The organism is Brotomerdimonas butyrica (assembly GCF_025567305.1).
Lineage (GTDB): Bacteria > Bacillota > Clostridia > Peptostreptococcales > Anaerovoracaceae > Lentihominibacter > Lentihominibacter butyricus.
The window spans coordinates 56001-81231 of record NZ_JAOQJP010000005.1 but is presented as its reverse complement, the minus strand read 5'-3'; the positions used below and the strand labels follow the sequence as shown (position 1 = coordinate 81231).

Annotated in this window: 23 protein-coding genes; 10 read left to right on the top strand and 13 right to left on the bottom strand. The window is 51.4% G+C overall.

The window, feature by feature from the left end; translation table 11 throughout:
* Nucleotides 1-137: 137 nt before the first annotated feature.
* Genes OCV59_RS04915 through OCV59_RS04900 form a run of 4 tightly spaced genes read right to left on the bottom strand, consistent with a single transcriptional unit; the run spans nt 138 to nt 3791 of the window.
* Entirely contained in the window at nt 138-1298 is a 1161-nt protein-coding gene (locus OCV59_RS04915; protein WP_147593383.1) for a hypothetical protein, read from the bottom strand.
* Nucleotides 1291-2055, bottom strand: coding sequence for an ABC transporter ATP-binding protein (locus OCV59_RS04910; RefSeq protein ID WP_147593382.1), 765 nt, complete (start codon nt 2053-2055; stop codon nt 1291-1293). Before OCV59_RS04910 ends, OCV59_RS04915 begins: the two co-directional genes overlap by 8 nt.
* Entirely contained in the window at nt 2052-2819 is a 768-nt protein-coding gene (locus OCV59_RS04905) for an ABC transporter permease (RefSeq protein ID WP_262584120.1), read from the bottom strand. The genes OCV59_RS04910 and OCV59_RS04905 overlap by 4 nt, the downstream gene beginning before the upstream one ends.
* Before the next feature lie 3 nt (nt 2820-2822).
* The gene (locus tag OCV59_RS04900) at nt 2823-3791 is read right to left on the bottom strand and encodes an ABC transporter substrate-binding protein (RefSeq protein WP_147593381.1); all 969 of its coding nucleotides are present in this window, start codon (nt 3789-3791) and stop codon (nt 2823-2825) included.
* Nucleotides 3792-4105: 314 nt separating this feature from the next.
* On the opposite strand from OCV59_RS04900, the gene OCV59_RS04895 reads away from it, so the two are divergent.
* Nucleotides 4106-5659: a class I adenylate-forming enzyme family protein gene (locus OCV59_RS04895; protein ID WP_147593380.1), complete on the top strand. Its 1554-nt coding sequence runs from the start codon at nt 4106-4108 to the stop codon at nt 5657-5659.
* Nucleotides 5660-5698: 39 nt separating this feature from the next.
* Here OCV59_RS04895 and OCV59_RS04890 read toward each other — a convergent pair whose 3' ends face one another.
* The 3 genes from OCV59_RS04890 to OCV59_RS11975 form a co-directional block, all read right to left on the bottom strand.
* On the bottom strand, nt 5699-7285 hold the full coding sequence (locus OCV59_RS04890; protein ID WP_147593379.1) for an MBOAT family O-acyltransferase: 1587 nt from the start codon (nt 7283-7285) through the stop codon (nt 5699-5701).
* A gap of 31 nt (nt 7286-7316) precedes the next feature.
* The gene (locus OCV59_RS04885; protein WP_147593378.1) at nt 7317-7544 is read right to left on the bottom strand and encodes a phosphopantetheine-binding protein; all 228 of its coding nucleotides are present in this window, start codon (nt 7542-7544) and stop codon (nt 7317-7319) included.
* 152 nt (nt 7545-7696) lie between these two features.
* Entirely contained in the window at nt 7697-8575 is an 879-nt protein-coding gene (locus OCV59_RS11975) for a DUF4491 family protein (RefSeq protein WP_147593377.1), read from the bottom strand.
* 281 nt (nt 8576-8856) lie between these two features.
* Here OCV59_RS11975 and OCV59_RS04870 point away from each other — a divergent pair, with 281 nt between their 5' ends.
* Both OCV59_RS04870 and OCV59_RS04865 read left to right on the top strand, forming a co-directional pair.
* Nucleotides 8857-9423 (top strand): flavin reductase family protein, encoded by a 567-nt coding sequence (locus OCV59_RS04870; protein ID WP_147593376.1) that lies wholly within the window; start codon nt 8857-8859, stop codon nt 9421-9423.
* A gap of 69 nt (nt 9424-9492) precedes the next feature.
* The gene (locus OCV59_RS04865) at nt 9493-9960 is read left to right on the top strand and encodes a pyridoxamine 5'-phosphate oxidase family protein (protein WP_147593375.1); all 468 of its coding nucleotides are present in this window, start codon (nt 9493-9495) and stop codon (nt 9958-9960) included.
* 347 nt (nt 9961-10307) lie between these two features.
* Here the strand turns inward: OCV59_RS04865 and OCV59_RS04860 are convergent, their stop codons facing one another.
* From OCV59_RS04860 to OCV59_RS04840, 5 genes are all read right to left on the bottom strand, one after another.
* Nucleotides 10308-11228, bottom strand: coding sequence for a DMT family transporter (locus OCV59_RS04860; protein ID WP_147593374.1), 921 nt, complete (start codon nt 11226-11228; stop codon nt 10308-10310).
* Between the two features lie 461 nt (nt 11229-11689).
* Nucleotides 11690-12826 carry an aldo/keto reductase gene (locus OCV59_RS04855; protein WP_147593373.1) on the bottom strand — a complete coding sequence of 379 codons (1137 nt, stop codon included), beginning with the start codon at nt 12824-12826 and terminating at the stop codon, nt 11690-11692.
* A 90-nt stretch (nt 12827-12916) separates the two neighbouring features.
* Complete coding sequence (locus tag OCV59_RS04850; protein ID WP_147593372.1) at nt 12917-13243, bottom strand: carboxymuconolactone decarboxylase family protein; 327 nt, start codon at nt 13241-13243, stop codon at nt 12917-12919.
* Between the two features lie 167 nt (nt 13244-13410).
* The gene (locus tag OCV59_RS04845; RefSeq protein ID WP_147593371.1) at nt 13411-13824 is read right to left on the bottom strand and encodes a cupin domain-containing protein; all 414 of its coding nucleotides are present in this window, start codon (nt 13822-13824) and stop codon (nt 13411-13413) included.
* Nucleotides 13821-14180, bottom strand: coding sequence for a hypothetical protein (locus OCV59_RS04840; RefSeq protein WP_147593370.1), 360 nt, complete (start codon nt 14178-14180; stop codon nt 13821-13823). Before OCV59_RS04840 ends, OCV59_RS04845 begins: the two co-directional genes overlap by 4 nt.
* Nucleotides 14181-14311: 131 nt before the next feature.
* Here OCV59_RS04840 and OCV59_RS04835 point away from each other — a divergent pair, with 131 nt between their 5' ends.
* From OCV59_RS04835 to OCV59_RS04815, 5 genes are all read left to right on the top strand, one after another.
* Complete coding sequence (locus OCV59_RS04835) at nt 14312-15190, top strand: LysR family transcriptional regulator (protein ID WP_147593369.1); 879 nt, start codon at nt 14312-14314, stop codon at nt 15188-15190.
* A 182-nt stretch (nt 15191-15372) separates the two neighbouring features.
* On the top strand, nt 15373-16353 hold the full coding sequence (locus OCV59_RS04830; RefSeq protein ID WP_147593368.1) for a biotin--[acetyl-CoA-carboxylase] ligase: 981 nt from the start codon (nt 15373-15375) through the stop codon (nt 16351-16353).
* A gap of 222 nt (nt 16354-16575) precedes the next feature.
* Complete coding sequence (locus OCV59_RS04825; protein WP_394802998.1) at nt 16576-17025, top strand: NADH-quinone oxidoreductase subunit NuoE family protein; 450 nt, start codon at nt 16576-16578, stop codon at nt 17023-17025.
* Nucleotides 17026-17034: 9 nt separating this feature from the next.
* Complete coding sequence (locus tag OCV59_RS04820) at nt 17035-18912, top strand: NADH-quinone oxidoreductase subunit NuoF (protein ID WP_147593366.1); 1878 nt, start codon at nt 17035-17037, stop codon at nt 18910-18912.
* Between the two features lie 2 nt (nt 18913-18914).
* A complete protein-coding gene (locus tag OCV59_RS04815) occupies nt 18915-20657 on the top strand; it encodes a [FeFe] hydrogenase, group A (protein ID WP_147593365.1) in 1743 nt (580 codons plus the stop codon).
* Nucleotides 20658-20851: 194 nt separating this feature from the next.
* Here OCV59_RS04815 and OCV59_RS04810 read toward each other — a convergent pair whose 3' ends face one another.
* Nucleotides 20852-21424: a DUF6506 family protein gene (locus OCV59_RS04810; RefSeq protein WP_147593364.1), complete on the bottom strand. Its 573-nt coding sequence runs from the start codon at nt 21422-21424 to the stop codon at nt 20852-20854.
* 189 nt (nt 21425-21613) lie between these two features.
* Between OCV59_RS04810 and OCV59_RS04805 the strand changes: the two genes are divergently transcribed.
* Both OCV59_RS04805 and OCV59_RS04800 read left to right on the top strand, forming a co-directional pair.
* The gene (locus OCV59_RS04805; RefSeq protein ID WP_262584119.1) at nt 21614-23827 is read left to right on the top strand and encodes an FtsW/RodA/SpoVE family cell cycle protein; all 2214 of its coding nucleotides are present in this window, start codon (nt 21614-21616) and stop codon (nt 23825-23827) included.
* Nucleotides 23824-25167, top strand: a complete 1344-nt coding sequence (locus OCV59_RS04800) for a penicillin-binding transpeptidase domain-containing protein (protein ID WP_147593362.1) — start codon at nt 23824-23826, stop codon at nt 25165-25167. The genes OCV59_RS04805 and OCV59_RS04800 overlap by 4 nt, the downstream gene beginning before the upstream one ends.
* Nucleotides 25168-25231: the final 64 nt, after the last annotated feature.

The following is a 25231-nucleotide window of genomic DNA, read 5'->3' as shown; positions in this document are numbered from 1 at the left end:
ATCCTGCGCTCCACCTCACGCATTCTTTCTCATACGCTTTGAACCCCGAAACAGATCCGGCATCCTCACATTCGTACTACGGCTCACCGCATACCACGCGATCTTACAGTCATTCCACAGACTGCAACCGCAGTACATCACTTCAGCAGCTCAGAACCCTCCGGCTGTATGCCCGGCGCAACGAATTCCCTGTAATGCTCGTATGCCTCGCTCCAGCTCTCATATTTCTCATCACCGCGTCGGTCAGGCATATCATAATGCTCGCTGATATACTCTGCGAGATATTTCGTGTATTTCTCCGCACCCATATAATTCACATGCTTGCTGTTGTAAAAATCCTTTTTCCAGTCCAGACCGATTTCCTTAGCGATATCCGGCTGGTTGCAGTTGAGGACATCATATCCTCTCGCCTGCACTATGTCCGCCGCTGTGTTGAACTTCTCCGCTTCACCACTCTTCATAGAATACGGAGACAGCACGAACAGCACCTGCTTGTCATCACCAAGGCTGTCACAGTAATTCAGCAGCTCGTTCAGCGTCTGCTCCGTCTCAGGCTCCAGCGCCGCCCTTTCATCAGAGTACACAGGCTTTTTCTGAGCTTTGCTCGTCAGCGTCTTCGGACCGATAACATAGCCCTTTACTTTATTTTTGCTCCTCCACAGAAAAATATCCTTCGGAGTAAGGTTCCCGGCCGTGATACGATTGTGATATTTCAAAATCGGCACGTAGTAATCGAGCGGGCCGTCATCCACACTGCCGCCTGACAGGAACATAGTCTGCCCCGAGTCATCACCAGAATCGCCGGCATCAGTGCCACCACCGGCATACTCCAGCGCCAGCTTTATCGTATCATACTTGTTCGACGATATATGCATGCTGTCCGTTATCCTGCGTATATGAGCATCCGCCACATCTTCCCTGCCCTTCAGCACTCCTCGCAGTTCTATTATGTAAAGCGCGGGATCCTGGGTCTTTTCCACTTCCTTCATCAGGTTCTGCATGAAGATCAGAGGCATTCCCATAGCAGCCAGATCGAACTCCGCAAGTCCCGTTTCCTCGTATGCCAGCGGACCTATGAAATACCTGTTGGTCGCACTCGTCCCAAGATACACTGCATCGATCGTATCCTTTTTTTCCGCATAAAACGCATTGAATATGCGCCTGTTCGGATCCGAGTTAGGTATCGTGAAGACCGCATTGAGATATAAAAACACCAGCACCACAGCCACGGCAAAAATCACTGCGCGCAGTAGCATTTTCTTCTTCGAAAGCGGTTTCTGCACATTTGCATCACACATCTGTCTCACTTTCCTCCCATAACGCATCATTGAACTTTTTCCACATCTGCCCGTAACCCTCCGACGCAGGCGTTACCGGCTTCGGTATGTCGTTTTTCATATCGATCTTGATCTCGCCCTTTCGCGACATCAGTATGACTCTCGTACCGAGTACGAGTGCCTCCTGTATATTGTGAGTTATGAAAATGACAGTTGCGTTTTCCTTTTCCTTTATCCTCCAGAGCTCCGCCTGCAGCTTGTTCCTCGTCATCGCATCGAGACTTGCGAACGGTTCGTCCATCAGGATCATCTTAGGATTGAGCGCCAGCCCCTTTGCGATCGCCACGCGCTGCTTCATGCCGCCGGAAAGCTGATGCGGGTAGAGATCCCCCTTGTCACCCAGGCCTACCAGCTCAAGATGCTCCTGCGCGATCTGCTCGAGCTTTTCCTTATCCCTGATACCGCTTATCTTCAGCGGATACTGAATGTTTTTCTTCACCGTCTTCCACGGGAACAGCTGGTTGAAATCCTGGAACACCATTATACGATCCGTTCCCGGTCCATCCACCCTTTTCCCGTCGACAAGGATCTCGCCTTCACACGATTCAAAACCTGCGATACAGCGTATCAGCGTCGTCTTGCCGCAGCCCGACGGTCCCAGTATGCATATGAAATCGCCCTTTTCCACGGTAAGATCGAGGTCGCTGATTATGTTGCGCGAGCCCGGCGCATCATGGTAATTCTTCGTGATCCCTTTGACTTCAAGCAGTTTGCTCATCGCACCATCCCCCATTTCCTCACTGTGTTTTTCTCGATTATCCTGAAAACGCCATATTCGATTATCACGCCTATTATCACGATCACTATCAGCGAAGCGAATACGCCGGCGATGTCAAAATTCGTCCTTCGCATAAAAATATAGTATCCGATCCCCGCACCCGCACCGGTCGTGCCGAATATCATCTCTACGCTGAGCAGTCCTCTCCAGGCTCTCGCCCAGCCGACTCTCAGACCCGAAAGCACACTGCTGAATGCCGCAGGCAGATAAACGCCCGTTACGAGCGAGAGCCCGTGCAGACCTATATTCCTGCCGCTTTCCACATATATATCCGGCACCGAGCTGAAGCCGTCCATTATACTGCGCGACATGGGCCACAGGATGGAATGCACTACTATGAAGATTATCGTGCCCTCGCCGATACCGAACCACAGGATAGCCAGCGGCAGCAGCGCCACACCGGGCAGCAGGTCGCAGATAGACACTATCAGATTGTAGATCGAATGGAATATCCCGTTCACTACGGCAAGTCCAGAAAACACGAATGCCAGCACCACGGCTATACCCATGCCTTTTACGATAAGCGACATCGAATAAAGCGTGTACTCCAGCAGACTGTTGTCCTTAAAGCCCGTGACAAAACTGCTGCCGATCTCCTTCAGAGACGGGAACAGCAGCTCCGGGAACGCCTGCATCTGATACACAATCTGCCATACCGCCAGAAAACAAATGATAAAAATTATCTGTGTCCTTATTTCTTTCATCGATCAGTCCCCTTCAACATTATCAAAAGCCAGGTCGCTCAGCGACTCCACGCCTTCATTTTCCAGAAATCCGTTTTTCTTCATGAAATCCGCCATATAAAGCACGCCCTTCGTCTTCGTCGAGTACACGCACGCAGGGTCGTTCAGCCATCCGAGCATCGTTTCGGCTTCTACGCCTTCTTCTGCGCAAAGCATCTGCGCGACTTCCTCTTTGTTGTTGTTTATATAGTCTATCGCCTCTTCCAGGGCTTTTATGAATGCGTCGTAAAGCTCCGGATCCTTCTCTTTGAGACTTGTCGATGCGACCGCCACTATGAATGAATTACCGTCAGGCCACGCGTCAGCTACGCCTTCAACTTCATGTATGCTGTCATCAGTCGCCTCCTTGTATACATAAGGCGCTGTTGTCAGCTGGCACTCGACGCTTCCCGAAAGCAGCGCCGACATACCGTCAGGATGCGACATTGCGACGATGTTGTGATCCAGAGCATGCGCATCTCCGAGCTCCTTCTCAGCTGCCATCGCCAGTATTATATGCTGGATACTGCCTATATTCACAAGGGCGATCTTCTTTTTACCTATATCCTTCAGAGATTTTACTTTTTTGCTGCTCGTCATCAGCCGGTTCGGCTGCGCAGAGACACCGGAACATATCTTATACGGAACTCCGCTCGTCACTCCCGTTATGACCGGCGCCAGACCCATGGCTCCGATATCGATGTCCCCCGATGCAAAACCTTCATTTATCGCCTGTCCAGAGTTGAGCACACTCCATTCCACCTCGACGCCGTCATAATACTTTTCTATCAGCTGCTTCTCCTGCATGATCTTGAACGGAGCATATGCCATACCATACTGCTGGACGATCTTGAGCTTCGTACCCGACTCGTCACCGCTGCCGCCGCATGATGAAAGTCCTGCTATCATCACTGCCGCCAGCAGCAGCGCCAATGCTTTTCTGATTTTTTTCATACTATCCACCTTTTACCGATAAATATTCTGCGCCTGCCGCCGGCTCTGCCGCCTCGGCCCTTTCAGCCATCTCAGGCACCGGCTCTGTCAGCCGTCTCCGCACAGCATGCACAGTCCAAAAATCATCCAATCCCGCAACCCTTCGTGTATCGTTCTGTAATCACCGGAATATAATATCACAGCAATTTTAAAATTTGTAGGATAACATCGAAGTTTCACAAAAAAACCACGTCATGTACGGCTCCATGTGATATCATGGTCCTGCAAGAAAACGGAGAGCTGTCTCTGAGGCAGCTGCCACAAGGAGGAACCGAATGAAACTGTACCCGTCAGTCGTACAACACATAGCTCACAATTCATATGCCGATCCCGAACGGCTCTGTATGGCAGACAGCCGCAGCGCCTTTTCATACGGCGAAGTCTGGAGCAGGATCTACGGACTTTCGCAAAGGCTGCAGGAGCTGGGCGTCACGCGCGAACGATGCGTCGCAGTCGAATGCAGCCAGAACGCAGGATACATGATATGCGAGTTCGCCATACAGCTTCTCGGCGGTATATTCGTGCCCATCGAGAAAAATGCTGCAGCCGGCAGGCTCGCAGAGATCCTGGGCGATACACAGGCTGTCCTTTATATAGGGAAGGATGCTGCAAAGCTCAGTGCCGCGCTCGATACCATACAGACATCATGCGGACCGTCACAGCACAGCGCGACTCCCGGATTCATGGACATCAGCCGGGCTGCAGACTTTGCATGTACACCTGAAGACCTCCCGCCTCTCGGAGAGATAAGCTTCCCCGAAGCACAGCAGACTGCGGAAATACTGTTTTCCACCGGAACCACCGGCAAATCCAAGGGTATCGTCCTGACGCACGGAAACGACATGGCTATCGCCGAAAACGTGATGTGCGGCGTCGGCATGAAAAAGAACAACATCGAACTGATCCCCATGCCGCTCAGCCACTCGCACGGACTTCGAAGGACTTACGCCAACATGGTGAACGGCAGCGCCGCAGTATTCTCAGACGGCGTAACACTGCTCAAGAAAGTCTTCACGCTGATGGACGAATACCACGTGACCGCGATGGATCTGTCCCCGAGCATGCTTTCCATCATATTCAAGCTTTCAAAAGACAGGCTGGGCGAATATGCGGACAGGCTCGATTACATCCAGCTCGGCTCGGCGCCGCTCCCCGAAGAGGACAAGCTGCATCTGAGCAGGATACTGCCCGATACGAGACTTTACAATTTTTACGGAAGCACGGAAGCCGGCTGCTCATGCCTTCTCGACTTCAACTCGATGGCCGGAAGACCGGGATGCATCGGAAAACCTGCAGTCAACGCACAGTTCATCGTCGTCGATGAGGACCGCAGAGAGATCGCTTCATCACCGGAGAATCCGGGATTCCTCGCAAGCTCCGGCGCGATAAACATGAAAGAGTATTTCCGGGAACCGGAGCTCACCGCCGAGACTATGCAGAACGGCTACATTTACACAAAAGACCTGGGCTACATCGACAAAGACGGCTACATATACATGCTCGGCAGGAAAGACGACGTGATCAACTACGGTGGCATCAAGATCTCGCCTGAAGAGATCGAGAGCATCGTCATGCAGAACCCTTTGATAAAGGACTGCGCCTGCGTGCCTGTCAGGGATGCCCTTACCGGTCAGGCTCCGAAGCTTTACATAGCACTCAGCGAAGCCGGAGAGACCTCCTATGACAAGAAGGGATTCAAGTCGTTCCTCGCATCCCATCTGGACGCAAACAAACAGCCGAAATATATAGAGACAATAAAAGAGATCCCGCGGACCTTCAACGGGAAGATCAGACGGAATCTGCTTACAGACCGCGATAAGGATCAGTGACCGGTCTGCCGTGCCTAAGCGGCACTCCGCCGATCCCGATCAGAATCCACGGTATATGAACGCGCTGGCATCGTACCCCGGGCCGTATACGCCCAGTACGAGCACTGCTGCGAATCCCAGCAGCAGGATTGCCCAGCGCTTTTTTAATGCCATTTCTCCCAGCGACTCGCGTATCTTCACGCCCTTTTCCTGCAGCCAGCTTATCCTGAACCAGACTGCGCATGCGAGGATGATGATAATGAGATCGCCCCAGTTCAGGCCCAGCGACATCAGCGTTGTCCAGAACCCGGCGTCACTGCCTCCTCCGGAACTGAATATCGACGCATACATCGACATCGCCACCCCGAACGACGCGGCTTTAGGGAACATCCTTCCGACGACGATCAGGAAAAACGTCCTGAGTACGCAGAACACTTTCCAGCCCTCGCTCTGCACATTTATATGAAAGAACTGCACGAGTTTTTTCAGCTGAGGCTCGAGAAGCAGTCCGAGGATTATGATCCCGCCGTTGTAAAGGCCGTACGCTATGTATTTGAACTCGGCGCCGTGCCATATCCCGATCGTGATGAACGTCGCCATCTGCGCGACGAGCACCGGGAACAGCTTGCCTATGCGATCGCCGAAAACCTTTCTCAGGCTCTTGCCGGCCTTTCCGAAAAACTTCGAAAGCGATATCGGATAGAATATATAGTCTCTGCACCAGAAGCTCAGCGACATGTGCCATCTGCGCCAGAATTCCGAAATGCTGTCCGAAAAATACGGCCGCATGAAATTGTGTGACATCTCTATGCCCATCATGCCTGCGACTCCCCTGGCGATATCGATCCCGCCCGAAAAATCCGCATATATCTGCACGCTGTATCCGAGCAGCGCTACGAACACTATCGCTCCGTGATAGTCTCCATAGTTGTCGAATACCTGGTTCACCAGCACCGCTACCCGGTCAGCGATCACGAGTTTCTTGAAAAACCCCCACAGTATCAGCTGCATTCCGTGCGTGAAATTCGTATACGAGAAGCTGTGCCCTTCGTAAAGCTGCCCGGCGAGCTGGTCATAGCGCGCGATAGGCCCCTGTACGATCTGCGGGAAAAACGAAAGGAACAGCGCAAATCGCGGCAGACTGCTGTCCGCCTCGATCTTGCTCCTGTACAGATCTATTATGTATGCCGCCGACTGGAACGTGTAGAACGAGATCCCCAGCGGGATCAGTATTCCCAGATCGAGCTGCACGCCACCGTACGCCTGTGCCAGTATCTCTATGTAGTATCTGAAATATTTCAGCGCCGCGAGTACGCCAAAATCAGCCAGCAGTACGAGAAGGACCATTTTTCTCTTCCTTTTTTTCACTGCGGCTTTTAGTTCTTTTTTATCATCTCTGGAAAGCTCACTTTTGTGGGCTGCAAGATATTCTTTGTGCTCCGTATTGAGCCTGCCTATGTACCTGCCTCCGAAGAAGGTCACGACCGTCGTGAATAGTATGAAAACAAAAGTTTTCGGGCTCGATATAAGATAGAACACGTAGCTGGCTGCCAGCAGCACGACCCATCTGTTCTTCTGCGGCACAGCATAGTAGCAGCCGGTGACCGCTGCGACAAAAATCAGAAAATACAACGAAGTAAATGCCATTTAACAGTTCTCCCTTTCCTGCATCACCCGTCTATTCCTGCGCTCTGGTTATCAGCTCGACCATCGCATCCACGGAATTGAAGTTTTCCGGAACGAGGTCCTCCACCGATATTTCCACGTCGAAAGTCTCATTGAATTCGCCGACGATAGCTACGATATCAAGGGATTCAAGGATCCCATCGTCTATCAGCTTTGTGCTGTTTTCAAAATCCACATCGCTTCTTACGCCGGTCAGTATTTCCATTATTTCTTCTTTCATTTCAAATTCTCCATTTCCTGTAGTAAGCGGCATGCAGACAAATGTAAAGCTGCGTGCCGCTGTTTTTCACTCTTGAATTTTAGCACCTGGATCTGTTGTAATCAAGGATAATATGTGTTGCCGCGGTGATATACCTCCGTTGTGGTGCCGCTCTATCGCGTCGCTTTGCCTGTCATCTCTGAAACGCAGATCCTGATCACATGCGCCTCGTTCACGCTGGAATCTATGTATTTCATGCCGCTCTCGATGAATCCCGGGCTCAGCTTTTTCACGATGCCGAGCAGTGCAGCCTTTTTCTCTTCTTCGTTTTCCAGCACCTCGGCTTTGCCGAACGCGATCACCGAACAGTATCTCGTGTTGAACTGCTCCGGCATGAGTTCGACCGAATCCACGACTGTGAAACATACATTGTCGTTTGCCGCGATGTTATCGAGCCTGTGGCCCTCAGTCGCGCAGTGAAAATATATCGCTCCGTCCATGAATACGAAGTTTACCGGAGTCCCGTACGGGATACCGTCTCCGCTCACCGTGGAAAGCACGCCGTATTCGGCCTTTTCAAGCACTTCCATGATCTCTTCCTGCGATATCATTTTTTCTTTTCTTCTCATTTCCATGACCTTACTTCCTTTCTTTTCGTTATCATTACGGCAGTTCACCGCGTTATCCGCGTACTCCTCTGCCATTCCTTCGCTACATGACGATGTGCCGTCACATCCGGATCTGCCGGCGTCCTGCCGTTTTGCATCTCCATTTCTCGCCGGGTTTGCCGGGAACCAGCCTTTTCTGACTCTTTCCTTCTGTTCCCGCAGCTCCTTTATGCTCCACATACAGCTGCATCCCGTCACGCCGAGCACGCACGAAAGCATCGTGTTCGACGCCAGCACGCTGCCCCCGATCAGCACGATCCCCGCCGCCAGAAAAAGCGGCCAGCACCTTTCGGTCAGATGATATTCAGCTTTTATCACTATCGGATGAAACACTCCTATTATCATAAATGTGATCACTGCGATCACAACGCCGTAAAAATTCAAGCATCCACCTCCACATTCTTCCTCTCTTCTCTGTTTTATAGTACAATAAAATCGTACCCATCGAAAGAGCCAGTTGCAAATATTTCGCAGGAGCCGGTTGCGAGAGCGACAGCCTGCAGGCGAGGGTTACATCACCGCCAGAGCCGGGAGCGGCCTTCCCCGGGATCATGGCTAAGCTGCACGATGCGTGGGAAATGTGATGTATCATTTCACTTGCTTTTGATATTTTTTTAAATTATGATGGTAGTATAGATAACAGTAATATTCAAGGAGGGATCTCAATGAAAAAGAGTCTTGGTGCAAACCCTTACACATTCCCGATGCCGGTGCTGATGATCGCGACTTACGGCGCTGACGAAAAGGTCGATGTAATGAACATGGCATGGGGCGGCGTGTGCGCGAACAACATGGTAGCGCTCAACATCACGGAAACGCACAAAACTTCGCAGAACATAAAGGAAAGAATGGCATTCACGCTCAGCATCGCTGACGTCGATCACCTGAAAGAAGCTGATTTCTTCGGCATCGCCAGCGGCAACGACATGGATGACAAGTTCGAGAGAAGCGGACTTCACGCAGTGAAGAGCGAAAAAGTCGATGCTCCTGTCGTGGAAGAATTCCCGCTGACGCTCGAGTGCAGGGTCGCAGAGCTCCAGCACGGTATCTCCGGATTCAGAGTCGTCGGCGAGATCGTAGACGTGCTCGCAGATGAAAAAGTCCTCGATGAAGACGGTATCGTAGACATCTCAAAGCTCAATGCATTCGCATTCGATCCGTTCGGCAGCGGCTACTACAGGATAGGCGAAAAAGTCGGTGATGCATGGGGAGACGGCGACGAGCTCATGTAAAACCGCAGCTCACACTCGACCGCCTGCATTTCCGATCATTTATAGAATTTATTAAAAAGGAGAAAAACTATGTTCAGAGAAATGAGATCAAAAGCAAACATGCTGACAAATGAAGAAGTCGAAAACATCCTGAAGACTTCACCAAACGGAACGCTGGCGCTTTACGGCGAAAACGGCTACCCTTACTCCGTACCGGTGAATTTCGTATATTCAGACGGCAAGATCTATTTCCACGGCGCAGCTGAGGGCTACAAGCTCGACTGCATGAAAAAGGATCCGCACGTTTCATTCAGCGTTATCGGCAAGGATGACATCGCGAAGGAAAACTTCACGACGCTGTTCTCAAGCGTGATAGCTTTCGGAACCATCAGAGTCATTGATACTATGGAAGAAAAGATCCCTGTGCTCGAGGCCATGGTCGGCAAGTATTCGGCTGAGTTCATGGAAAGCGGCAAAGAGCTGATCAGCAAGGGCTGCGGTTCTGTTGCTTACGAGCTCACTATCGATCATATGACAGGCAAGAAAGGCATGCTGTAGGTCCTGCAAAGGCTGGAGACAGCGCTCTGCCAGGCAAAGCGGCAGGCGATGATGCACTGGCAGATGCATACATCGAACAACCGCCTGACAGACGACAGCTGCAGGCAATAATGCGCACGCGCTGTGTCAGCAGCACAGCGCCTGACGTCAGACGGAAACTGAGAAGTGCCGGTGCCCCGGGAACTTGAGGATTACCTCATTTCCCGGAGCCCGGCACTTTTTATTATTTTATCAAAGTCTTCAGTTTCGGGCCCGCCAGCTCTTCGCGCTGCCGTATTTTCGATCATCAGCTTTCCGGGCTGCCCTCACATCGCCTCAGTCCGCGTAGCCATCAGTCCCCGCGGCCTCTACTGCTCCGCCGGCAGCTTCGGCTCCTGCGACTTTCCGAATGAAACATTGCTGATTACTACAGCAGCGATGATCAGCAGGCCGCCTATCACCTGCACTGCTTTGAGCTGCTCATGCAGGCACAGACACCCGAATACCGTCGCCGACACCGACTCCAGCGGGAAGATCACGCCCGCCTGATTTGCAGAAGCGTATTTCACGCCAAACGTGAACAGCAGCTGCGTCGCGAACGTCCCGAACAGCACGAGGTATATGAATTCCAGCGCTATCGGCGTAGTCAGCGCCACATGCGGGAATTCTTCCATCGCCAGTCCGAAAACCAGTCCGATCACGCACGTCATGATGAACTGGCACGCCGTGATGAACTCCACGCTCGTCTTTTCCGTGAAATAATCCGCAGTCACCATCGCACCTCCGTATCCGATCGCGCTCAGCAGCGTCAGTATCTCGCCCAGACCTATGTGCAGACTGCCCGTCGAAAATCCCGTCACGGACATTATCGTCACTCCGCTGATCCCGACCAGCGCACTGATGAACACCTTGCCCGCAGGCCTTTTCCTGTCCACCGCCCATACCATGAACGGCACCATCACGACATACGCCGAAGCGATGAACGCATTGACGCCGGCATTTATCATCTCGAGGCCCATGAACTGCAGCGCCGAGCCCATACCGAAAAACAGGCCGCATACGAGTCCTCTTATCCAGTCCTGAAGTTTAGCCTCTTTAAAATGCTTCCGCCATATTATGACTGCAAACACAGTCGTAAAAAACGCTCTGATCGCGTTACTCCAGTTCGGCGGGATCACGTCCAGCACGTCCTTTGCTACCACATACTCTCCGCCCCATAAAAGAGCAGACACTATAAGACACGTCACTCCTATCGAAGATCCGTGCTTTCCCGCTAATTTCTCTAACAAACAATATCATCCTTTCTGCAAGATTTTTTGTGAAAAAATTCCTTTTTTAAAACTCCTGCGTAAATTTTAAACTGTACGGTTACCGTATAGTCAAGGACCGTTTTGAATTTTATGCAAAAGCCGTTTACCAAGATGCTGATTTGACCTGCGATTTTTTGGTAACTTTCTCATGAAAATCTCGGCATTTTTGCATGAAAAATACCAAGAACAGCTCATCAATTTTTCATTCTTGGTATTCACAATCAAAAAAACAACCGGATAACTGCTGTTTTTACCAACAACAGCCATCCGGCAAATGATTTTTGGTTTTCACATAAATCCTGTGGCACCCGGCGATACTGCATGCTCGCATATCCACACGAGCCCGGCTTCATGATCCGCAAAGCAACGCCTCAGAGATCCAGCGACTCCCGCGCCCGCTTTGCCATCTCGCAGCCCGCGACTTGCAGTCTCCTGTCTTCTTATTTCTTCCCGAGCTTTTCCGCGAAATCAGCCAGCGCTTCTGAGATCTTGATCTGCTGAGGACAGACCTTCTCGCATCTCCTGCATCCGATGCATGCGCCCGGCTGCTTGTCTTTCGGCAGAGCACTTACAGCCATCGGGGCCAGGAACCCGCCGCCCGTGAAGCTGTGCTCATTGTACAGCTTGAGAAGTTCAGGGATATCGAGGCCCTTCGGACAGTGGCTCGTACAGTAGTGACATGCAGTGCAAGGCAGAGTCTCCACGCTCAGCATCTCCTCAGCGATCTTCGAGATAGTTTCCATTTCCTTTTCATCAAGCGGTGCGTCCGTTTCGAACGTATCGATGTTGGCCTTGAGCTGATCGAAATTCGACATACCTGACAGCGTCACTACTACTTCCGGGAACGACTGCAGGAATCTGAACGCCCATGCAGGAACGGTCTCGTCAGGTCTGAGAGCCTTGAGCTTTGCAGTATGCTCTTCGGAAAGCTCTGCCAGACGACCTCCGCGGAGCGGTTCCATGACCCATACAGGAATGCCGCGCTCCTTGAGCAGCTCAAGCTTTGCATCAGCCTTCTGGAACGTCAGATCCAGATAATTCAGCTGCACCTGGCAGAACTCCATCCTGTCGCCGTACTTTTCGAGAAATTTCTGAGCTACATCAAAGCTGCCGTGTACGGAAAATCCCAGGTGCTTTATCCTGCCGTTCTGCTTCTGCTTCCACAGATAATCCATTATACCGTGGCTTTCGTCGAGATACTGCTCGATATTCATCTCGCATACATTATGGAAGAGATAAAAATCAAAATACTCCACCTGGCACTTCTCCAGCTGTTTCTCGAATATCTCCTCCACCTTGTCCATATTGGAAAGATCGTATCCGGGGAATTTATCCGCAAGATAGAAGCTCTCCCTCGGATATGCGCTCAGCGCCTCGCCCATCGCCAGCTCCGAATTGCCGCCGTGATAGCCCCACGCGGTGTCGTAGTAATTTACGCCCTTTTCCATGGCATACGCCACCATCTCTTTTACCTTGTCATTGTCGACTTTAGTGTCGTCACCGTCGATCACCGGCAGTCTCATCGCGCCCATTCCGAGCGTCGAAAGCTTTTTCCCCTGAAAATCCTTATATATCATAGTTTCCTCCGTTTTTACTATTTGCGATCATTCTTCCCGGCCGCCGCGACTGCTGAAGCTGCGGCCGCCACGGCCATGCCGCCTGTTTTATTATTCCTCGTCAGTCCACACTTTTTTCGCCATGTTGAATGCTGCCCATGCTTTCGGCCAGCCGGCGTAAAACGCTGCGTGTGTGATTATCTCCGCGATCTCAGTCTTAGTCACGCCGTTTTTCTTTGCGGACTGCAGATGATATTCAAATGATGAATCCACCAGCCCCTGCGCCATCAGCGAAACCACAGTCACGATGCTGCGGTCGCGCAGTGATAATTCGCTTTCGCGGCTCCACACCTCTCCAAATAATACGTCATCGTTAAGCTCTGCGAATTTAGGTGCAAATTCGCCAAGCGCGTCTCTTCCTGCTGTCTGTTTTACCATGTCATTACCTCCTCACTTCGGTACCGCCTCCCTGACGGGAGCCGGAATGCCTGCGGCACCTGCCGTGCCGCTGCATGCGCTGCTTCGACTTCAGCACAATGTGCCTGCGCCGCTGTTCTGAATTCAGCACATTACACTGGCGGAGCCTGCTGCGCCGCCTTCCGATATTATTTCAGGCTTTTGTAAAAAGCCTCATCTACCGGTTCACACCACTCGCTCGCTGTGTCTTTGCCCGGCACTTCTATCGCCAGATGCTGGAATGCGCTGTCCGGCGCTGCTCCGTGCCAGTGCTTTACATTCGGCGAGATATTCACTACATCTCCCGGGTGAAGCTCCTGAGGCTCCTCGCCCCATTCCTGGTAATATCCTCGACCTGCCGTCACCAGCAGTATCTGACCGCCGCCTTCCGACGCCTTGTGTATATGCCAGTGATTGCGGCAGCCCGGCTCGAACGTCACATTTCCTACGACCACCTGCTCCAGCGACAGCATGTTGAGATAGCTCGTGCCGTCAAAATACTGTGCAAACGCTGTGTTCTCCCCACCAACCGGGAAAATGCTGCTCTCTTCATACGGTTTCATTCCGCTCCCTCCTCATCTTCCTCTTTATCATTTTCATTATTATCGTTTTTCTTCTTTTTATCGCGGCTTTTCTTTCTGCCTTCTCTGCCGTCACACGACGTGCCGCACACAGTCTCGCAGACGCCCGGGCCGCCGTTTTCCATCTGGTATATGAAATGATCCATACACTCAAGCTGCCGCTGAGCCTCGTGCGTCCTGCACAGCAGATCCTTCCTGTACCTGCAGAGCATCCTCATCTGCTCGTCTGCGCTGCAGCTGCGGTGACAGTCGATAAAAGCTTCTATTTCGTCAGCGTCACATCCTGCATCCGCCAGGATCTGCCTGATCTTGTCAGTTTTTCCTTCCATCGATCTCATCTTCTGCCTCCTACACCGGTATTTTAACCCCGCCGCCGCGCAATAACAAATACTTATAAAGTATGGCTTGTCATAGCTGATATGAATACTTATAATAATGTATAGAAAAATTTTCAGAGAGGAGACCGCCCATGGAACTTCGCGTTTTGAGATATTTTCTCGCAGTGGCACGGGAGCAGAGCATCACCGCCGCCGCCGAAACACTCCATATCACACAGCCTACCCTGTCCAAACAGCTACGGGAGCTAGAAGAAGAGCTCGGCAAGAAGCTTTTCACCAGAGGCAACCGGAAGATCACGCTCACCGAGGAAGGCATGTTCCTCAGGAAGCGCGCCCAGGAGATCGTAGAGCTCGCGGACAAGACAGAAGCCGATTTCGCCGCGGGAGTAGGCTCCATTTCAGGCGACATATTCATAGGCAGCGGAGAGACCGGAGCCGTGCGCTACCTCGGCAGGACGCTTTACAAAATGCGCAGCCGCTATCCCGGCATACGCTTCCACCTGTTCAGCGGCAACGGCGAGGATGTGTCCGATCGCCTCGACAAGGGGCTCATCGACTTCGCGCTGTTCGTCGGCATGACCGATCTGAAAAAGTACGACTATCTCAAACTTCCCTATCATCACCGCTGGGGACTGATACTCCGCAAGGACGATCCTCTCGCAGCTCACGAAGCTGTAACGCCCGAAATGCTGATGAACGTCCCGATCCTGTGCTCGCGGCAGGCGCTGATCCAGAACGAGCTCTCCGGATGGCTCGGCCGGCCGTTCGAAGAACTCAATCCGGCCGGGACATACAACCTGATATACAACGCCGCGATCATGGTCGAGGAAGGTCTCGGCTGCGCGGTATGCATCGACAAGCTGCTGGACACGTCAGGCGAAAGCGCGGTCTGCTTCCGCCCTTTCGAGCCGGCTATAGACGCAGAGCTGTTCATCGCGTGGAAAAAATACCAGTTCTTTTCCGCGGCAGCAGGGAAATTCCTGGAGATGCTCCAGCAGGAGCTCGACTGATCATATGCAAAGCGCACCCGTTCGCGAGTGCAGGCTGTGTGCCGCAGGCCGCAGGCTGTTCAATCGTCCGATCGTCCGGCTGCCCGATCGCCTGACGGCAGGCTGCCGGGCGCCGGTATAACATACCGTCTGTGACCATACGCAGCTCACATGAACGAAATCAATTTTTCAAGGAGAAAAACATGGCAACTAAAGACCTCGTATTAGAAGCCCTGCAGCGCAGCGGCGAAAATTATCTGTCAGGAGAAGCGCTTTCCGAAGAGCTCGGCATATCGCGCACCGCCGTATGGAAAGCCATCCGCATACTCCGCGATGAAGGCTACACCATAAAGGCTGTGACGAACCGCGGATACCATCTGATCCATGAAGAAGACGTAATAACCGAAAAAAGCCTCCGAGAGCACCTTTTCACAAGATATAAAAATAACAGACTGTATATTTACGATACACTGGATTCAACAAACAACCGCGCCAAGCAGCTCGCGCTGGAAAACGCACCTCACGGCACCACAGTCATTGCCATGCAGCAGACTGCCGGCAAGGGTCGTCTCGGCAGGAGCTTCTTCTCACCGCGCGAAGGCATATATCTCAGTATCATCATCAAACCGACATTCGACCTCAGTAAATCCGTGCTCGTCACAGCAGCAGCAGCAGTCGCAGTCGCACAGGCCATCGAAAGCGTATGCGGCAGACATGCCCAGATAAAATGGGTGAACGACGTTTATCTTGATGGAAAAAAGATCTGCGGCACACTTACCGAAGGCATCTCAGATTTTGAGACCGGTCACATCGAATCGCTCGTCATCGGGATCGGCGTTAACACTTCTGTCAAAGATTTCCCTGACGAGCTCCGCGATACTGTCGGAGCTGTCGACGGGGACTACTCAAGATCTGCTCTCACCGCCGAAATAATATCAAGGATGCTCAATTTTGCAGAAAATATAGAATCCCGTGAATTCATTCAGGATTATCGAAAGCGAAGCATGGTGATCGGAAAAAACGTCACAGTGTACAAAGGAGTCTACAGCGTCGCGCCGGAAAAAGAGCTCGAAGGCATGCCTGCTAAAGTGCTCGGCATCGATGACGACGGTGGTCTTGAAGTGATCTATACCGACGGAAAACGTGAAACTCTGACCTCAGGAGAGATTTCTGTGCGACTTTAAGCCTTCGCTAACCCAGAAAAGTAGTTTCCGCACCGCAACTCAATACCTTTAATTGCAATTTTTGCGCAAGAAAATTAACATTTCCGAGTAAAACTATAGACAATTTTTTAACTATACTGTAAAATATTTTTGTATTATCATTTATCAAAGTTTATTGAAAACTCAGAACACCGTTAACAAACTTCAATGCAGAAAGGGCAAACCAACATGGATCACGAAAAAATGACCGCGACGATCGACGAAATAGTTGCTCGTCACAGCGACCGAAAACCAATTGTCGCTATTTTACAGGACATCCAGGAAGAGTACAGATACCTTCCGAAAGAAGCGCTTGTGTATCTTGCAGCGAAAATCAATGTAAGTCTTGCCAAGATCTACAGCGTTGCAACATTCTATGAAAACTTCTCATTAGAACCAAAAGGAAAATACGTTATCAAAATATGCGATGGAACTGCATGTCATGTCAGAAAATCCATTCCTATTTTAAACGCGCTCAGAAACAGTCTCAATCTTTCAAATGACAAGAAGACTACGGACGACGGACTCTTTACCGTTGAAACGGTTTCATGTCTCGGAGCATGCGGACTTGCTCCTGTAATGACCGTAAACGATAAGGTATATCCTGCAATGACCCCCGAATCGGCTACAGCCTTACTGGAAGAACTGGAATAGGAGGAACGCATGAAAATAACAGATAGAAGTCATTTAGACAAATACAGAAAAGAATTTCTGAGCCACATAGACACACAGAAAAAGAAGATCTATGTCTGCGGCGGAACAGGATGCGTTGCCGGCGGATCGATGGATATCTATGAGGAAATAAAAAAACTCGTTGAAGAAGCAGGCCTCAACTGCGAAGTATCTCTCGATTCAGACGCCTGTCAGAGCAGTATAGGCCTCAAGAAGAGCGGATGCCACGGCTTCTGCGAAATGGGACCTGTACTCAGGATAGAACCTTCAAAGCTCTTCTACCTCAAGGTCACAGTAGACGACTGTAAAGAGATCGTTGAAAAATCCATCGTAGGGGATGACGTAGTAGAGAGACTCATCTATCACAGAGACGGTATACAATATCCAGAACAGGAAGAGATCCCGTTCTACAAGCACCAGACGAGGATCGTCCTCGAGGACTGCGGACAGATCGACGCTGAGTCCATCAAGGAATACATAGCTTACGGCGGATACACTTCCCTCGAAAAAGTAATGTTCGAGCAGACACCTGATGAAACTATCAAGATCATCACTGATTCGAACCTGAGAGGAAGAGGCGGCGCAGGCTTCCCTGCAGGCAGAAAATGGTCGCAGGTGAAGAACCAGAAATCAGCTGAGAAATACGTCGTATGTAACGGAGACGAGGGAGACCCCGGCGCATTCATGGACAGAAGTATCATGGAAGGCGACCCTCACAAGATGCTCGAAGGTATGATGATCGCCGGCTACGTTTCAGGAGCAAAAGAAGGCTACATCTATGTAAGAGCTGAATATCCTCTCGCAGTAGAGAGACTCGACAATGCCATCAAGCAGGCAAGAGAGATCGGGCTTCTCGGAGACAATATCCTGGGAACCGACTTCTGCTTTGATTTACATATCGTAAAGGGCGCAGGCGCATTCGTTTGCGGTGAAGGAAGTGCCCTGACTACATCTATAGAAGGAAACAGAGGTATGCCTCGTGTAAAGCCTCCGCGTACTGTTGAACACGGACTTTTCGGCAAGCCTACACTCCTCAACAACGTTGAAACATTTGCAAACGTACCTATCATCATCCAGAAGGGTGCAGACTGGTACAAGTCGATCGGACCTGAAAAGAGCCCCGGAACAAAGGCGTTCGCACTGACCGGTAACATCGTGAACACAGGTCTTATCGAAGTACCTATGGGAACTACTTTAAGACAGGTAATCTACGATATCGGCGGCGGCATCAGAGGCGGCAAGAAATTCAAGGCCGTACAGATCGGCGGACCTTCCGGCGGATGTCTGACAGAAGAACACCTCGATCTCCCGCTCGACTTCGACAGCCTCAAAAAGGCAGGCGCTATGATCGGTTCAGGCGGTCTGGTAGTTATGGACGAAGACACATGCATGGTAGAAGTTGCAAGATTCTTCATGAACTTCACTCAGAACGAGTCATGCGGTAAATGCGTGCCTTGCCGTGAAGGTACAAGAAGAATGCTCGACATCCTCGAAAAGATCGTTGCAGGAAACGGCGAGCTTTCCGATCTCGAAACACTGGAGCAGCTGGCTGACACAGTTACTGCGACAGCTCTCTGCGGACTCGGAAAAACCGCTGCAAACCCTGTAAAATCAACGATCCAGTTCTTCAGAGACGAATACATCGAACACATCGTCGAGAAGAAGTGCAGAACTAAGAACTGCCAGGCACTGAAGACTATCTACATCGAAAAAGATCTGTGCAAGGGCTGCTCACTCTGCTCAAGAGTATGTCCTGTGGACGCTATCTCCGGAAAGGTCAAGGAACCGTTCGAGATCGATCCGGCTAAATGTATCAAGTGCGGTGCATGTATGGAAAAATGTAAGTTCAACGCCATTAAGGAGGGCTAAAGATGAGTACGATTAATAATAAAAAAACTATGACCGTAAACGGAAGGCCCGTTCCTATCGAGGGCGAGAAAAACCTTCTGGATCTTATCCGCAAGGCCGGTTTCGAAGTACCAACACTGTGCTACCATTCACATCTTTCGACATTCGGCGCATGCAGAATGTGCATAGTTGAAGATAAAAGAGGAAGCATCATCGCTTCATGCTCCACTCCTCCAAAAGCAGGAATGGAAATAAAGACAAACACACCTAAGATCAGAGAATACAGGAAGATGATCCTCGAGCTCATGCTCGCAGACCACAACAGAGACTGCGTCACTTGTGAAAAGAGACGTGACTGCGAACTTCTCAATCTCGCAAAACGTTTCGGAGTGGATACTGTAAGATTCGAAACCTACAGCATGGACGGAACAAAAGACATGTCGTCCCCTGCCATCATCAGACACCCTGACAAGTGCATCTTATGCGGTGACTGTATCCGTATATGCGACGAGATCCAGAATGTCGGCGCTATAGATTTCACGGACAGAGGTTCAAGAATGGGCGTAGGTCCTGCATTCGACATGCCTCTCGCTGAAACAGACTGCGTGAACTGCGGACAGTGTGCAGCCGTATGTCCTACAGCTGCCATCACTATCAAGAGCAACGTCCAGGAAGTATGGGAAATGCTGAACGACGAAAACACTATCGTTCAGGCACAGGTGGCTCCTGCGGTAAGAGTAGCTCTCGGCGACGAATTCAACTTCCCTCACGGAACAAACGTGATGGGCAAGATCGTTGCGGCACTCAGAAAGCTCGGATTCGATGAAGTTTACGACACTACTACAAGTGCCGACCTCACAGTTATCGAAGAGGCTAAGGAGTTCGTGGAAAGACTGCAGAAAGGCGGCAAGCTGCCACTCTTTACATCATGCTGTCCTGCATGGGTGAAATACGCAGAAAACAAGCACCCTGAGCTCCTCGACAACATTTCGAGCTGCAAATCGCCTATGGAGATGTTCGGTTCACTGCTCAAGGAAAGAGCTAAGCTCGACGCTGCGAACAACACTGACAAGAAAAAGGCAAAGGTCGTAAAGAATATAGCTATCATGCCTTGTACTGCAAAGAAATACGAAGTCGGCAGAGAAAATCTCCTGCTTGACGGCGAACGTGCGGTGGATCTGACTATCACTACTCAGGAACTCGCTTCACTGATCATCGAGGCAGGACTCAACTTCGAAGATATCGAGCCTGAAGCTGTGGACATGCCGTTCGGTATCGGAAGCGGCGCCGGCGTCATCTTCGGTGTTACAGGCGGTGTAACTGAAGCCGTTATCAGAAATGTAGTCGATCCTCAGAACAGAACTGAACTCGACGAGATCGCATTCACAGGCGTGAGAGGTCTCGAAGGAGTCAAGGAAGTCAAACTGCCGTTCGGCGAACCTGCTGAAGACGGCGATCAGCCTACTCTCTCGATCGCTATCGTAAACGGTCTGAAAAACACAGAAAATCTGATCCAGTCGATACAGGCAGGCGAAGCTTACTATGATTTCGTCGAAGTAATGGCATGCCAGGGCGGATGTATCGCAGGCGCAGGCCAGCCGTTCGTTATCGGCAGAGCAAGACCTGAGAGATCAGAAGGAATATACAATGCGGATAAGATGTCGAATGTTCGTACATCACAGGCAAACCCTGTAGTAGAAGCGCTTTACAAAGACGGCGCTATCCTGTCGGGCCACAACGCTCACAGACTCCTCCACTACAAGTAGTCCTGACACAGCATATATACGAAAGCTTTAATCATAGGAAAAAGCTCCCCCGGCAAAGGTCGGCACACTGTGCTGACCGCTCCGGCAGGAGCTTTTTTCGTTGTTTCATTATCCGTGACCTATCATCAGTATCACTCTGCATGATGCCGTATGCGGTGCTGCATCTGCAGTTCCGTGCTGCAAATGCAGGCCACTCAGTCTCTTTCTGCCTTGCGGCTGAGATACACTTCCCCACACGTTCCGATCGGCACCGCGGATCCTATGATCCTGTCCAGCGCTTCCATCCTGAGCTGGTCGAACCAGCTGCATAGCTCTATATATGACACACGCATCGCCACAAGCTTTACGGCAGCCTTTTTCGCCTGAGCCATATCGTTCACAAAGATCACCGTCGTGCATTTCTTATCGGATTTCATCATGACACCGCGCGGCTTTTCCAGGCCGTCCACCTTCACGATCACACCGTACTCCTTTGCCGAAGTGATATGACTCAGTCTCGTGAGCCCGTTTATCGTGTACTGCGCTTTGCAGACTCTGATGCTCTCTCCCGCTGCCTCGCTTATCTCCTCAACTGCCTTACTGCTGAAATTCCCGCTCAGATCGAGCGCCATGAATCCGTCTCCGGCCAGCCTTGAAGCATACTGCTTCGCAGCATCGACGCCATCCACACCGGCCACCAGACCATAACATTCCTCATTCTCAAACACCTTCGAATACGTCTCCGGTGAAACACCCGGCACATTTATAAAAAACGCAAACTTGAACATAAACACCTCTCTGAATATAACCTGTGATCATTTCCGATATCTGCCACTCCCAGACCTTTTAACATATATTAACATTTTGTCCTCCCCTTCGCAAGTCCGTACTTTTCTGTATCATCACAGCACCGACAAAAATCTTTATTATAATTACTGATATATAATGTGTTTTAGAGAAAAGTAAGGAGAATGCATATGGGACTCCTAAATACAGCGGCCGGCATGGCCGGGATATACTTTACAACAGCTGCCCGCTGGATCTTCCTGATCCTCGCGGCATTCATACTGATGCGGCAGATACGATCGCTGCTACAGGCACGCAACCCGTCTGAGATCTGGGCCTATCTGGGCTGCCCCGACGGCTCCAGCGTGCCGCTGACTCACTGGGAAAACCTGATCGGACGAGGCCGCGGATGCGATATCATCCTGAATCTCAACAGCGTTTCCAGGAGCCACGCCACATTGATAAGAGACTCCGAGGGCGTCTGGAAGTATAACGATCTCGATTCGAAAAACGGCTCAAGGATCAACGGCAGACCCGTCTCGGAGCCTACCGTCCTCAAGGCAGGCGACATACTGAGCATCGGAGGCTCGGACTTCACGCTCTACCCTGTAAGTCTGCAGGAGCGCATGGCCAACATCGAGAAGAGAAAGCGAAAAAGCCGCCCGGTATCACCGTGGCCGTCGCTCATCGCACTGACGATATTCCAGATGCTGACGATCATGCAGTTCAAGGTCTCGCTCGGAGAAGACTTCCCTGCGAACCTGCCGATGGCATTTTTCCTGCTATGCGGACTGATGTGGTTCTATGTGATCTTCATGCGCATGCTCAGGAGAGTCGGTTTCGAGATGGAGATCATCGCATTTTTCCTCTCTACGCTGAGTCTTGCGGTCACCGCCTCCTCATATCCGGGATCGGTGTTCAAGCAGGCAGTCTGCGTTGTACTGGGACTTGCCCTGTTCTTCGGGCTCTGCTGGTATCTGCGCGATCTTAACAGAGCAAAGAAAATAACGTACATACTCATGGGCGTCAGCGTGTTCCTGCTGATAATCAACCTCGCCCTCGGAACTATAAAATACGGAGCTCAGAACTGGGTGCAGATCGGAGGGTTCTCGTTCCAGCCTTCGGAGCTCGTAAAGATAGTCTTCGTATATGTAGGTGCTGCAACGCTTGACGAACTGCAGCAGAAGAAAAACCTGACAATATTCATGGCGTTTTCCGTCTTCTGTCTGGGATGTCTCGCGATCATGGGCGACTTCGGTACCGCGATAATATTCTTCGTGACCTTCCTCGTGATCTCGTTCCTGCGAAGCGGCGACTTCTCAAAGCTGATACTGATCGTCGGAGCTGCCGGTCTGATGGGGCTCATGGTGCTCCGATTCAAACCTTATATCGGCGCGCGTTTTGCAACGTGGGGCCACGTGTGGGACGATCCTACAGGCGGCGGTTTCCAGCAGGTGCAGACGATGACGGCTGCCGCCAGCGGCGGACTGCCGGGACTGGGCGCAGGCGAAGGCAACCTCAGCGATGTGGCTGCCGCCAGCACTGACCTGGTATTCGGCCTGCTCAGTGAAGAATGGGGACTGATAATAGCGATACTCACAGTACTCTGCATAATAACGCTCGGCGTCTTTGCAGTAAGAGCGATAATCGCCGGAAGATCCACGTATTACAGCATCGCAGCCTGTGCTGCTACCTCGATGTTCATCTTCCAGGCAATACTCAACGTGTTCGGATCTGTAGACCTGCTCCCGCTGACCGGCGTCACCTTCCCTTTCGTATCGTCGGGAGGAACAAGTATGATCGCCTCGTGGGGACTGCTGGCATTCCTTAAAGCCGCGGATACACGGCAGAACGCCAGCTTTGCGATACGGCTCGACAAGAAGGGCGAATTCGAACAGGAACTCGAAGGCGGAGGAATGGAGGATCCGGAAGAGATATTCCGCGCCGTTCCGAAGGCCGCTCCCGCGCCTAAAAAGCGCAGGAACCGCAGACCTGCGCCTGACCGCAGATTCGAAGAGACTACGATAGTCAGCAAGTCGCGGAACAGCAAAGACAAGCCGATCCGCTACACGGACTTTTCCGACGAGGATTTCTTCGAAAGCTTCGAGCATCCTGCATCACGACCTGCGCAGCGTCCGGCAGGACCGGCCGCTTCGCATGATCAGGCGCGACAGCCTCGTTCTTCGGCACCCGCCGGGACGTCGAGATCCGCCTCTTCGAGACCTGCGGGGGCCTCAAGACCCGTATCCCCTGCAAGACCCGCCGGATCGGGCAGGCAGGATCGGAACGATCCGTATACAGACCCGTACGCACCTTACTTTAACAGAAACTCCGGAAACACCGGACGTGATACAGACTCAAGACCGCTGACACTGGAAGATCTATTTGGAGACGATGACAAATGAAAAAAATAGAAAAACGCGCTATAATGTGCCTGCTTCTGGCATTCGTGCTCCTCACCGGAGTCGGGATTTTTTCATACAGATACGTCGCGCACGGCGACGACTGGGCTTCATATGAAGGCAACCGCGACGTGTACAACGAAGGCGACCTTTCCAAGGGAAAACTCTATGATACTAACGGCACGCTCCTCATGCAGAACACACCTGATGGCATGATATTCAATGACGATGCATCCGTAAGGACTGCACTGATGCACATAACCGGAGACAAAGACAACAACATTTCGACCGGTGCGAACCGCGCTTTTACAGACGAGCTCATCGGTTACAACCTGATAAACGGAGTCTACTCCCTGAACAATGCCGGAAAAGACGTATCGCTGACACTCGACGCGAACATCTGCGCCACCGCATATGAAGCGCTCGCCGGAAGAAGCGGAACTGTCGGAGTATACAACTACAAGACCGGCGAGATACTCTGCATGGTCAGCTCGCCTACATACGATCCGGTCGACCCGCCTTCCGAACCTGAGGACGGCGTATATATCAACCGATTCACATCCGCGACATTCGTTCCGGGATCGATATTCAAGCTCGTCACCGCAGCTGCTGCGATCGAGAATCTTGACGATGCATACACCTGGGAGATCAACTGCACCGGCTCCGTCAGCTATGGTGGAGAATATGCGGTCACTGACGTTTCCGCACACGGCACCGTCGATCTGGAAAAGGCGCTGGAAGTATCGTGCAACTGCTACTTCGGCCAGCTGGCCGAAAAGCTGGGACCCGACCTTCTCGAAAAATATACGGAAAAAGCAGGTCTCATGACCTCGTACGATATAGACGGTATCAAGACCACCGAAGGTACATTCGACTTCCCTGACAGCGGGATGAATCTGGCATGGACCGGTATAGGCCAGTGGGAAGACATGATCAACCCGTGCTCCATGATGGTCTACATGGGAGCTATCGCCAACGGCGGCGAAGCGACCCACCCTAACATCGTCAAACCGACGACATTCATGGGAAAACAGATAGACAAGATCACGACGAAAACGACGAATATGATAGACTCGACGACGGCTGCGTCACTCACAGAAATGATGGCTAACAACGTGGTAAGTCACTACGGATCCGAGAACTTCCCAGGCCTCAGCCTCTGCGCCAAGTCGGGTACAGCAGAAGTCGGCGACTATAAAGAGCCACACGCATGGTTCGCCGGATTCCTCAACGACGACAGCAATCCTTACGCTTTTATCGTACTGGTCGAAAACAGCGGATACGGTGCTGATGTAGCAGGTGCTGTTGCAAATACCGTGATGCAGGCTGTAGTAAACAGATAGCGCATACTCATGCTTTCCCTTTTGCTGCAGATTTGCTATACTGTACTGAAAGCAATACACAGGA